Annotated in this window: 8 protein-coding genes; 6 read left to right on the top strand and 2 right to left on the bottom strand. The window is 36.8% G+C overall.

What is annotated here, in order from left to right; genetic code table 11:
- Nucleotides 1-39: 39 nt before the first annotated feature.
- From MKY51_RS08780 to MKY51_RS08770, 3 genes are read left to right on the top strand one after another with little or no spacing between them, the layout of a single operon-like run.
- Nucleotides 40-1383 (top strand): spore germination protein, encoded by a 1344-nt coding sequence (locus tag MKY51_RS08780; RefSeq protein ID WP_339171023.1) that lies wholly within the window; start codon nucleotides 40-42, stop codon nucleotides 1381-1383.
- Nucleotides 1380-2495, top strand: coding sequence for a GerAB/ArcD/ProY family transporter (locus tag MKY51_RS08775; RefSeq protein WP_339171022.1), 1116 nt, complete (start codon nucleotides 1380-1382; stop codon nucleotides 2493-2495). The genes MKY51_RS08780 and MKY51_RS08775 overlap by 4 nt, the downstream gene beginning before the upstream one ends.
- Nucleotides 2473-3594, top strand: coding sequence for a Ger(x)C family spore germination protein (locus MKY51_RS08770; RefSeq protein ID WP_339171020.1), 1122 nt, complete (start codon nucleotides 2473-2475; stop codon nucleotides 3592-3594). Before MKY51_RS08775 ends, MKY51_RS08770 begins: the two co-directional genes overlap by 23 nt.
- Nucleotides 3595-3632: 38 nt before the next feature.
- On the opposite strand, the gene MKY51_RS08765 is transcribed toward MKY51_RS08770, so the two are convergent.
- Nucleotides 3633-5369 carry an ABC transporter ATP-binding protein gene (locus MKY51_RS08765; protein WP_339171017.1) on the bottom strand — a complete coding sequence of 579 codons (1737 nt, stop codon included), beginning with the start codon at nucleotides 5367-5369 and terminating at the stop codon, nucleotides 3633-3635.
- 170 nt (nucleotides 5370-5539) lie between these two features.
- Here MKY51_RS08765 and MKY51_RS08760 point away from each other — a divergent pair, with 170 nt between their 5' ends.
- From MKY51_RS08760 to MKY51_RS08750, 3 genes are read left to right on the top strand one after another with little or no spacing between them, the layout of a single operon-like run.
- Nucleotides 5540-6937 (top strand): ABC transporter permease subunit, encoded by a 1398-nt coding sequence (locus MKY51_RS08760; protein ID WP_339171015.1) that lies wholly within the window; start codon nucleotides 5540-5542, stop codon nucleotides 6935-6937.
- A gap of 14 nt (nucleotides 6938-6951) precedes the next feature.
- Nucleotides 6952-8448, top strand: coding sequence for an ABC transporter permease (locus MKY51_RS08755; RefSeq protein ID WP_339176546.1), 1497 nt, complete (start codon nucleotides 6952-6954; stop codon nucleotides 8446-8448).
- A gap of 19 nt (nucleotides 8449-8467) precedes the next feature.
- Nucleotides 8468-10282: an ABC transporter substrate-binding protein gene (locus MKY51_RS08750; protein WP_339176544.1), complete on the top strand. Its 1815-nt coding sequence runs from the start codon at nucleotides 8468-8470 to the stop codon at nucleotides 10280-10282.
- A 59-nt stretch (nucleotides 10283-10341) separates the two neighbouring features.
- Here MKY51_RS08750 and MKY51_RS08745 read toward each other — a convergent pair whose 3' ends face one another.
- Nucleotides 10342-12849, bottom strand: coding sequence for an EAL domain-containing protein (locus MKY51_RS08745; protein ID WP_339176543.1), 2508 nt, complete (start codon nucleotides 12847-12849; stop codon nucleotides 10342-10344).
- Nucleotides 12850-13065: the final 216 nt, after the last annotated feature.

Below are 13065 nucleotides of genomic sequence, written 5' to 3'. Positions count from 1 at the left end.
CATCCTATAAAAAAGTTTAGTTGAGATTGGGGTAATTCGATGTCTTCGGAAGAGAACATTAAGTGGATTAATGAACAATTCAAAGATACAAATGAATTTACGATGAAGACGATGGAAGATGATGATAAGAAAGCCGAATTATTTTACATAAAGCCACTTATCGATGTGGAGTTGCTTCAACAAATTATTATTAAACCATATTTTGAAATGGATTCAGAATCGAAATTTATTCGATATTTAAAATCTCTACCTCAATTTCAGGACAGCAAGTCACAGGAGCAACTGAAAACTGAGGTGTTAAACGGCAATGTAGTTCTTATAATCCAGAATAAATTTTATTTGCTGGATCTGAAATTTTCTTTCAATGATCAGACGAATGCGGCATCCGTTGAAACAACAATACACGGTTCACAGCTGGCACTTAGCGACAATATCGCAACAAATATTAATCTTATTCGATCTGACTATCATCAGCCAACATTGTATATAGAATATTCCACGATAGGACAAGTAAACAATCATAAAATGGCTATCATTTATGACAAAGAAAAGGTAAATAAAAATGCTTTGAAACTCATCACTGAAAAACTGCAGCAAGTGGATAAGCAGGTGATTACATCTACAGTTCAGCTAAGTAACTATATTAATAAGCAAAAATATTCGCTATTTCCGCAGTTAATTATGACAGAACGTCCTGACAGGATTGTCTATAACTTGGCTGGAGGTAAAATTATATTATTGGTGGATGGTAACCCTCAAGCATTGATAGCCCCTGTATATTTCTTCGATTTTATGACATCGATGGAGGATAATTACCATTCATACTATATTTCATTATTCCTTAAAATACTCCGTTATGCTGGGTTATTTATAAGCCTTCTATTACCGGGTCTTTATATCGGTATTACTTCATTTGCACCGGAAGTGTTCAGGACAGAACTCGCACTGACAATTGCAGGAAGCCGTATTGGCGTTCCGTTTTCTTCATTTGTAGAAGTATTGTTTATGCTGTTTTTTATGGAAATGCTGCTGGAAGCAAGTATTCGACTCCCGAAAACAATCAGTGCAACGGCTACAACCGTTGGGGGGTTAATTTTAGGGACGGCTGTAACAGAAGCATCGCTCGCTTCGGATATTATGGTGATCATTGTGTCGGCGGTGGCAATATCAACGTTTGTTATTCCGATCAATGAAATGGCATTTTCCATTAGGGTAATTCGCTTCTTGTTTATCCTTGCATCAACATTATTAGGATTGGCCGGTTTAATGTTAGGGCTTTACGCAATGATTATGTATTTAGTAAGTATCGACAGCTTCGGTGAACCGTATCTGAAATTTAATGAAAAGAAGAAAAGTAAAACGAAGGCAGGGGAGGAAGCATGAGCAGGTTTTATTATTATTTAATTATTATTAATATGGTTGCTAATATTATTGCTTCCGTACCAGCTATCCTTCTCCATTTTCATAATGATGGTTCTGTTATGGGTTTGCTTTTATCAATTCCAGCAGGTGTCCTTCTTGTTATACTCTATACGAAATTTTTCCTTAAGTATCCGGGAAAAACATTACCGGAACTGCTGGAAAAAACTACTTCTAAATGGTTTTACTTGCCTTTCGTTTTTCTGCTAGCTGTACTATGGTTTGTAGCAGGACTTATTACGCTAATAACATTTACATTTTTACTGATACGTTATTTAAGTCCTGAAATGCCGATTATTCTAATTGCCCTGACGCTCATATCAGCGGTAATTTTTGGCTGTGTATTAAAAACAGAACGGGTTCTGTATACCGTTGAAATGATTATGATTATTACAAGTCCTCTCATTCTTTTCATATTTATTAAAGCATACAGCAGCAACAGTTTAAATTGGGATTTTGTTAAGGAAGCGGCTTTATATATAAATCAAGTTCCGAATTGGCATTCTTTTTCTGCTTGCTTTTTTTTATTTTTGGGGGCGGCCAATTTATTTATATTCAATCGATTTTTTAAAGAAAAACAGAAATTTGGTATAAAACAAATTTTGTTTATCGTTATATTATCGATTGGAACGCTCTTTACAACCTATTTCATACCGATTGGTTTTAACGGATTTGAGGGGATTAATGAATTAGTCTATCCTTGGATTGCAACAACCGATTCGATTAGGATGGATTATTTTATTGTTGAACGTGTATTATTTATGTTTTTACTTTTCTATTTAGGAATCGCTTTTTTAAGTATACTCATTCACTGGTATGCGGCGGCAGAGTTTTTAAAATTTACATTTAAACTGGAAAAAATTAAATATAAGGATAAAGTAATCGGAATATTTTTCCCTCTTCCAATATTTGTAGGGATTTCTTTATACTATGTAACCGTATTAACGGAATATCAGCTTTTCCAGTATTCGAGTTATTTTTATGATATTTTGGTTTTTATTTTTCCATGCATGATCCTATTGTTTAGTTACATTAACAGGAGGATGAAAAATAATGAATTTCCTTCTAAAAATTAAAGGAACTTTACTATTAGTAATATTGGGAAGTGTTCTATTATCTGGCTGCGCATTCAAAGACATTGATAAAAGTGTCTTTGTTGCAATGATTGCTCTGGATGTTTCCGATGATGAGGAAAAACCGTACAAAGTTACTTTGAAGCTATATGAACCAACTGGATCATTCAGAGAGGCAACAGAACCTCAGTATTCCTATTTATCGGAGAATGGGGAAACTCTTTCGGAAGCAATTCGTATGATGGAATCTTATTCAGATAAGGAGCTTGAATTTGGCCATTCGAAGCTAATTGTTCTAGGTGAGGAATTGGTGAAGAATGAAAAGAACAAGGAAATTTTAGACTTTTTAATTCGTAGACCTGATATCCAGATGATTTCCTGGATAACTGTCGGACGGCCTAATGCGGAAGAAATTATTAAAATGATTCCGCAAGGGGAATCAGCTGCCTATCCTGAACTGTTTAATTACTTTGATGGTAATGGTACGACAACCCCCTATATTGTGACGACCCACTTATTTGAGTTTAGAAGAAATATAAAAGAAGGTTGGATCGATAGTGTTTTGCCGATTATCGAAATAAATAATGAAGATCAGCATTTTGAAATTAATAAATCTTTATTACTTTCCGCAAATAAAGAACCGTATGAATTGGATTCATTAAATACTTCCATTTATAATATGCTGTCAAGAAGTGTAAAACATGCGAATTTACTAATAAAAGAGGATGGTGACCATTTCATTGCCAATATTGATACGGTTAAATCAAAATATAATGTTAAAATTAATAATCCTTCAGAAATCGAACTCGATATAAAAATTAGTTTATACGGCTCGGTGGCAGAATCACATAAACCAATGATTAATAAAGACCTGAAGAAGTATAATGAAGAATTAAAAAAAGAAACGGAAGAGAAATTTACAACATTCATTTCAGAGATGAAAAAAAACGGCTATGACCCTTTAGGTTTTGGCATCGATTACAAAGCAAAAGTTTTACATAATCGGCGCATGTCTAAAGAGGAATGGAAGGAAGCCTATAAAAATGCAAAACTCAATTTAACGGTTAAACCTGGTATAAAAAGTACGGGATCAATCCAATAAAAAAGACTTCAAATCGAACATTTGAAGTCTTTTTCCTTTTAAATCGCTACCCAATGCCCTTTAGTAACTTCAACAAGCTCTGTGTTCTCTCCATCAAAACGGTTCTTTGCCAGTTCTTCGTCTGTCATCACACGACGCTTTTTCTGTTTTTCGATGGCCGGATCCGGAATTGGAATCGAATCGAGCAGCATTTTCGTATAGGGATGCTGCGGATTGGCATACAGCTCTTCACTTTCTGCCAGCTCAACAATTTTCCCGCCATACATAACGGCAACACGGTCACTAATATGCTTTACCATCGATAAGTCATGTGCAATAAACAAGTACGTTAATCCTAGGCGTTGCTGCAAGTCTTTTAATAAATCCACCACTTGTTTTTGGATGGACACATCAAGCGCGGATAATGGTTCGTCACAAACGATAAATTGTGGTTCCACAGCAAGCGCACGTGCAATTCCAATTCGTTGGCGCTGACCACCGCTGAATTCATGCGGATAGCGGAGTGCATGCTCTTTTTGTAAACCAACAAGTTCCAATAATTCTTCCACCCTTGCCCGGCGAGCTTCCTTGGAAGGGGACAGTTTATGAACATCCAATGCTTCTCCGATAATATCCAGCACTTTTTTTCTTGGGTTTAAACTTGAATAGGGATCCTGAAAGATGATTTGCATATGACGACGCATACTTTTCAGTTCATTTTTCGTTAGGCGACTGACCGGCACACCTTTATAAAGCACTTCACCGTCTGTCGGTTCGTGTAATTGAAGAAGTGTACGTCCGGTTGTCGATTTTCCGGATCCTGATTCACCAACAAGTCCTAATGTTTCACCAGGGTAAATCTGGAATGATAAGTCATTGACCGCTTTTAATACATTGCCTTTTGCTAATTCAAAATGCTTGGATATATTTTTAACTTCCACTAAAGGCACGTTAATATTTAAATCAGGAGATAGATTCGGCTGTTCTTTTGGCTGCTTTGGTTCATGAAGCTTTGGCAACGCGTTTAAAAGCCGCTTTGTATAAGGGTGCTGCGGATTCGCGAAAATTTCTTCCGTCGTACCTTGTTCTACCACTTCGCCTTCCTTCATAACAACTACGCGGTCACACATTCCCGCAACAACACCTAAATCATGTGTGATCAATATAATAGATGTACCAAATCGCTGCTGCATATCCTTCATCAACGATAAAATCTGAGCTTGGATTGTTACGTCAAGCGCTGTTGTCGGTTCATCGGCGATAAGAAGGGAAGGATTACACGCTAATGCCATGGCAATCATCACGCGTTGACGCATTCCGCCACTGAATTCATGAGGGTACTGATTATAGCGTTCTTCACTATTTTTTATTCCGACTAATTTCAGCAGTTCAATTGTTTTCGAATACGCTTCTTTTTTGGAAAGCCCTTGATGCTTTATTATACCTTCCGCAATTTGGTCACCAATACGAATAGTAGGGTTCGTGGAAGTCATCGGGTCCTGGAATATCATACTAATGTCCTTCCCCCGGATCGCTTCCATTTGATTTTCCGTTTGCGTAATCAGATTTTTTCCTTGAAATTCAATCGTTCCATCCTTTAAAAAAGAGGGGGGAGACGGAAGCAGACGCATAATTGAACGGGCTGTCACACTTTTCCCGCTCCCGGATTCTCCTACAATTCCGACTGTTTCACCTTCATTCACATGAAAACTTACGCCTTTTACGGCTTCGAATTCTTGCTCTCCAGTTATAAAAGATACACGTAAATCCTTTACTTGAAGCAACTTTTTACTCATAAAATGCTCATCCTTTAATAAAAATAAAATAATTTCATTGACTTCTGAATGTTCGTTCTACATAATACATTACTATACAGGTAGGGATTATACAATATTAAAAGTGTGAAGATTCTTTACACGTTAGTAAGGGTGGAAAGAATTTGTAAGAAAGGAGCTGCTTTCATTACATGCAGCATTTATTTTTTGAAAGCTTTCAAAAAAATGCTTCGAAAAAGGGTTATTATTTCGCTTTCGTGCTGCTCGGTCTGCTCGTACACATTTTTACAATTCCGTTCTATTTAGTAAATCGTTCTAAATCAACGTATGCGGAAAAAGCTATGAATGTGAAGAGACAATTAATAGAAGATGAGAAAGTATTCGAGTGGCATAAGCAATATGAAGTAGAAGAACGGACAAAAGCTCAGTTTTTCAATCAAAAGATCGATGAGCAAACTATCATCAATAATGCGAAATCGCTTGCTCAGCAAAAATTGGAGCGAGAAGTTGAAAAAGTACTCGCGGCAAATGGAGTAGTGGAAAACTCCTATAAAAATTATTTTAGTACTCTATTTAAACGTCCGTATTTTTTACTGATTACGATAATTCCTGGCATTTTGATGTATGCTTTACTACTTATTACGAGTAATCCATTTGCTCGCTTTATTTTTGAGCGCTTATTACAGAGTGTGTTCGTTATCGTTGGGGTGGCAACACTCGTATTTACGATTTTGTACATTTCGCCGTTTGATCCAGCCCGCAATTTACTTGGGGTAGAGGCGACACCTGCACAAGTCGAAAACTTTAATAAGCTATACGGATTGGATCAGCCTTATTTAGTGCAGCTTTGGCATTCACTGTCAGGTCTGTTCACATTCGATCTAGGAACATCCTTTGCCGGGAAGGAAGATGTAACGCAGAGCATATTGAACAAATTTCCGGTAACGCTTGAAATCGCGATGTTTTCATTACTCATGGCGATTGCCATTGCCATTCCGGTCGGTATTATTTCAGCAGTACGTCCGAATTCATTTATCGATTATGTATTCATGTTAATCGCATTAATCGGTTTATCAATACCAAGTTTCTGGCAAGGGCTGATTTTCATTTTGACGTTCTCGCTTGAACTGAAATGGTTCCCGGCTACATATAATCCGGGAAATTGGATGTCGATCGTTCTGCCGATTGTTGTTCTCGGAACATCGATTACTGCATCGATTGCCCGTATGACAAGATCCAGTATGCTGGAAGTAATCCATGAAGATTATATTATTACTGCAAAAGCTAAAGGGTTAAGTGAACGGAAAGTAATTACAAAACACGCAATCCGCAATGCAATGATTCCGATTATTACAGTTATTGGACTGTTGTTTGGCGGAATGCTTGGCGGTGCGGCAGTTACAGAGAAAGTCTTTAATATTAGCGGTATAGGAAGTTATATTGTCGACAAGCAGTTTATTCCGGATATTCCGGCAATTTTGGGTGGGGTTGTCTATATTGCAATTACCATTTCCATCGTGAATATGCTGATCGATATTTTATACGCTTTCTTTGACCCACGAATTCGTTCGAAAATGAAAAAATCTTAGGAGAGGGTAACGACGTGAAATTTATATCAGATGTAAAACTGCTGTTGAAAATAACACAAGAGTATGTAAATGCACAGTTTACCATTGCTTTTTCTGCGATTTTTTCATTGCTGTTTTTACTTTATAGTTTTAATTTTTCAGAAGGTATATGGCGACCGTATGTAGTTGGTTTTTTTGCGATTTATCTAGGCACAACAATTTACGTATGGCTCACATCTCTACTTATTAAAAAGGATTTGGCAAAAAACCGAGAACTGACAAAACGTACACGCCTTCTTGGCATCCCGTTGATACTTACAATTTTCGTGGGGAATGTATTTGCTGCCGGATTCGGTTTTATGCTCGCATCGAAAAATAAAACGGCAGAATACACATTTGCTGTTTATGCTTTTATGACACAAATATTCATTATCCTGATTTCAGGGCTTAATTTGTTCAAACCATATGTAGTGGATACATTTGTTCTTGCAATGGGTGGGTTTATCCTACTTGCATTACTGTACTTGGCAGTAGCTGTGCTGATCGCGAAATTTGTTACAGCTGATACAGCACCGAAATGGGTGTTACCGCTTGGTATTGTCCTGCTTATTCCAACGTTGACAGGTAATTTCTTCTCGCTGTTACTAGGGATCACATTAATTCGTAAAGCACGAAATACAGATCCTTCCGCAGTAGAGAAATGGCAAAAAACATGGAATAAAATCTTACGCAATACGATGGCTGTATTTGGCCTGTTTTTCATCGTTTTCATGTTCAGTTTGTCGGTTGTCAGCTCATGGACATTCGATTATGACTTTGCAGTTGAAAACAATTATGCAGTACTGCTGCAAACACCTACATTGGAATATCCGTTAGGTACCGATAATTTCGGTCGGGATTTATTTTCACGCATTGTATTCGGTGCGCAAATTTCGTTGATCGTCGGTTTTTGTGCGACGATCATCCCGGCGATAATCGGCGGGGCGCTCGGTGCGATTTCCGGCTATTATGGTAAAAATACCGACAATATAATTATGCGTACATTGGATATTTTATATGCGATTCCAGGAATTTTGCTGGCCATTGCAATCATTGCCGCATTTGGCGCAAATACGACAAATCTGATCATCGCTTTAAGTGTCGGGGCCATCCCGACCTATGCGCGGACAATGCGGGCAAATGTACTGCAGATTTCAAACTATGAATTTGTAGAATCCGCCCGTGCATTAGGGGCGAATGACCGCTCGATTATTTTCAAACATATCGTGCCAAATGCAATGGCACCGATGATTGTCAAAGCAACTTTAACAATCGGAGGAGCTGTTATTTCAACGAGTAGTTTAAGCTTCCTCGGATTAGGAATTGAACCGCATATACCGGAGTGGGGCAATATTTTAAAAGTTGGAAGTACGTATTTAGAATCACATTCATATTTAGCGATTTTCCCGGGGCTATGTATTATGCTGCTTGTTTTATCGTTTAACTTTTTCGGCGATGGACTGCGTGACGCATTGGACCCAAAATCTAATTAACTTTTTGGAGGAATTTTTCATGAATAAAAAATTATTTACGTTAGCATCAACAGCAACAGTGGCAGCAGTAGCATTAGCAGGCTGTGTCGAAACAAAATCAGATGTAGAGGAAAAAGATTCTTCAACAACTGAAACGGCTGGAGCAAAACCAGTCATCGAATTACTTGGTATGTCTTCTTCAGAGCAGGACATGAATATTGTGCGTGACCAATTAGTGAAGAATGGTTTTGATGTGAAACTGAATATCCAACCAGATTACGGTTCTTTCACAGCACAACAGGATGCTGGAAACTTTGATATTGCCATTTCAAGTTGGACGACTGTAACTGGTAACCCGGACTATGCAGTACGCGGTTTATTCAAAACAGGCGGGGACTACAGCCGTACTTCAGATGAAACAGTCGATAAATTAATCGATGAAGCGAGTACATTAACGGGTGATGAAGCAAAGGAAAAATATAAAGAGCTGGAACAAGCTTTAGTATTCGACAATGCCTATATTGCACCATTATATATTTCTCAAAAATTCCAAGGTATTTATAAAGCGGAAGTGAATCCGGATACAGTACGTCTGCCAAAATCACGTGCTCAGGCATGGGAATCAATTTCATTCAATGATGAAGGTAAAAATGCATCTGAAACATTAGTACTTCACCAAGCATTGGCATCATTGACATCACTTGATCCTGTTAAGGCAAATGATGGCTCGATCAATACATTGAATACAAATATGTATGTACGTTTAGTGAATTTATCAGATACAGATGAAGTTGTATCAGAAGGTTCACTTTCATACGACCATGCAATTGCAGAAAACAATGAAGAATATTATTTCGTACTGCGCGATGATATTAACTTTGCAAAAGTGGAAGGCGAAAAAGCTGTTGATACGGGTGATTTAGTATCAGCAGAAGATGTTGTATTCTCATTAAACCGTGCAAAAGACGAAACTTCGGTACCGGATCACCGCACATATTCAATCCATGAAAATATTGATACAGTTGAAATCGTATCGGATATTACATCATTGGAATCAGTGAAAACTGCAGATGGCAAGTCAATTTTAGAAGAATTATCGGATGATCTGCCTGCAGCGATTTCTGAAGTTGTAACAGATGAAAAAGCTGTAGATAATGCATCAGGGAAATACCAAGTTGTTAAATTGACAACACCAAATCCTTTCCCGCAAGTATTAAACTACTTAGCGCACCAATCTGGCGGTATTGTATCAGAAGCTGCGGTAACTGCAGTCAATACATTTGATGTAGCAAGCTATGATCCAAACACGGATATCGCATACGGTGACCAATCAACTGTAACTGAAGGCGCGAGCTATGCAAACCATTTAGCAGCATCAGGTCCATATATTTTAGTGAAGAAAAATGACTATGAAGCAACATTCGTGAAAAACCCTGCATACCAGGCAGGAACAGAAAATGAGCCGAAAATTGAAAACATCAGTGTTCGTTTCATCCAGGATAATGACAGTGCACTATCTGCATTGCGTAATGGTGAAATCCACGTATTACAATCAGTTCCTGAAACGAAAACAGATGTAGTGGAAGGCGATGAAAACTTACAATTAAAAACAGCTGACAGCAACGCCGTATCGTACTTATTGTTCAATACTAGCGGCCGTGAAACTGCGAAATCTGCAGACTTACGTAAAGCAGTCCTTCACTCAATCAACCAAGAAGAGTTCATCAGCTACTACCAAGGTAAGAAAAAGCCGGCTGTATCAACAGTTTCACCTTTAATTGACACAGGTTTAAAACTGGAAGCAGACAGCGCAAAAGTAAAAGAATTCTTAAAAGCATATAACGAATCAAAATAATATAAAAAACCGAAGCGGCATTGGATGCTGCTTCGGTTTTTTTCTTTAAATGGTGATGCTTAGGAAACTTGTGGGGATATATAGCCGGCTTTTAGTATATTTTCGAACAGTTCTTTTTTTAATGGTTTGGAAAACAAATAGCCTTGAATGACATCGCAATCATTCTTCTTAAGAAATTTCAGCTGTTCAATTTCTTCCACACCTTCAGCAACTACATTCATCTCCAAGGATTTCGCCAAATGTAATGTAGCGCAAATAATGCCGTTATCTACCTTATCCTCGTTATTAATATTATCGATAAATATTTTGTCGATCTTAATTTTATTCGGTTTAAACTTTCGTATCGAAGCTAATGAAGCATAGCCGGTACCAAAATCGTCAACTGCGATGCGAATTCCGAGATCTTTTAGGCTTTGAATTGTTAAATATACGCTCGATTCGATATTCAGCAAAGTATCTTCTGTAATTTCGAATTCCAGATAGAACGGATCAATTCCGTATTTTTCTAATTGTAACTTAACATGTTGTAACAAGCCTTTTTTCATAAAGCGAATAGGAGGAATATTAATTGCTATCGGGATGATCGGCAATCCTTTTTCCTTCCATTCTTTAAGAAGCTGACATACTTTTTCAATCACCCAATCGGTAATTCCATTGATCATATGATTTTCTTCGGCAAGCGGGATAAATTCTCCGGGAGAGACTAATCCCCATTCTTTATGATTCCAGCGAATTAACGCTTCAGCACCGCAAAGAGAACCATTTCTCGTCTCTACCTGCGGCTGGAAGTGTAGCTCAAACTCTTCATTTGATATGGCTTTCCGCATATCCCGATCCAACGCATATTTTTTATAATTTGATATATCGCCTTCATCAGAAGAAAGCTGAAAATTACTTTTCCCTTCCTTTTTAGCTTTATGAAGGGCTGTGTGCGCATTTTTCAAAAGCGTCAATTTTTCTTTCCCTTCATCAGGATAGAAGGTAATTCCAATACTAGTTGAAATATTTAACTCGTAATCCTCAATCGTAAATGGTTCTCTTATTTTTTTGATTATCATTTTGGCATATTGAAGCACTTCTTTTTTATTCTCAAAATTATGGATGATCATTATAAAATCATTGCTGCTCAGACGAGCTAAATAACTGTCTTTCGGCATTATTGTTTCAAGACGATTGGCTACGTACTTTAATGTTTTATCTCCGATATAATAGCCGAGTGAGTCATTAATAATATTAAAGCGATCAAGGTCAAAATAAAGTATCGCAAATGGATCATCGCTCTCACATAAGAGGTCCAATTGTTTAAACAGACTTTGCTGATTTGGCAGACCTGTAAGATGATCGTAGTTGGATAAGTAATTGATTTTGTGTTCTTTTTCAATTTCATAAGTAATGTCGGTCACTAAACCGAATATATTCGTTATTTGGCCATGATCATCAAGGCGGGGGACAACTTCTTCAAGCAGCCATTTTGTATTTTCGTTCCCGGAGTTAATCCGATATATCCACTGGAAACTATTCCCGCGCATCAATTTCTTTTTCCCATTTTCCAATTCTGTAAGATGTACTGGCTGAATCATATTATGCCAGGCTTTTGAATCTTCATATAGGGTGGAGAGGGGAATCTCCAATATTTCCTCTAAACCTTTAGAAGCAAAGAGGAATTTACCGCCTATATCTTCCTTCATCCATATCCCTGAAGTAAGATTATCAAAAATGGATTTATAGCCTTCATTTTGCTCAATCAATTGCTTTTTCAGCAAAGTTTGATAAGTTTCATCTTTAATGATGCCAAAGACTTTCGTCGGTTTTCCTTCTTCCCAAAAGACTTCTGCATGTACTTTAAAATATTTTAATTCATTAGTTTTTTTATGATAAACCCGAACTTTATGTGTATAGTTTTCGCCTTCATAAATGGATTTTTGTAAATATTGAATTGAGATATTCAAATCATCAGGGTGGATTTGCTTGAAAGGCTCATCAATACTGATATATTTTTTGTAATCCAATCCGAACATATTATAAAAGTTTTTTGAACAGATTAGCTTGTCTTCTTTGAAATGATATTCCCAGCTTCCGATTTCGGCTATTTGCTGTGCATAATTCAAATGATTTTCCCAAAGTAACAGTTCCTGTTTCATCAAAGTTTTATCTGTATTATCGGTTACGATCAAATAGATACCGATAGTCTCATCGTCAATAATAATCGGAATGAAAGTCAGGTCGAGAAATAGTGTATTATTAAGATCATTCCTGATCTCAATATTGCATTTTTCGGAATGTCCTTTTAATGTTTTTTGAAAAGTATTTCGAAGTAACTCCAAATTATCGCCATAAACAAATTGTCGGAAATCCGCTTCATTTAATATTGGTTTACCGAGTAAATCATGGAGTTTTTGACTATTTGATGAAAGTACTTTACCGAATTTAGACAATACAACAACAATATTCGGATGATTAGTAGTAAGAGATGTGAAATAATTGAAAAAGTCATTATTCACTTCTTCACTTTTATTTTGATCTGAAAATAATTGCTTGAATTTGAGGTAGTTCATATCATTTTCCATTAATTTTTCCACCATCCCTCTATAAAATCCATTTCATTGATACGTATTACTTCATAACACCAATTTGTCAATCGAATTTTACACCATATGATAAAAAAATACTATTTTCGATATTATAATCTATTTAAACATAAAACTTAATCAAAAGGTACATCTTGAGAGTATTAAATAAAAATTGGAAAAATATACAACGAATAGGTATTTTGTGCTAAACTA

The organism is Solibacillus sp. FSL R5-0691 (genome assembly GCF_037974225.1).
Lineage (GTDB): Bacteria > Bacillota > Bacilli > Bacillales_A > Planococcaceae > Solibacillus.
The sequence above is the reverse complement of the archived record's forward strand: the minus strand, read 5'-3'. Positions and strand labels throughout refer to the sequence as shown.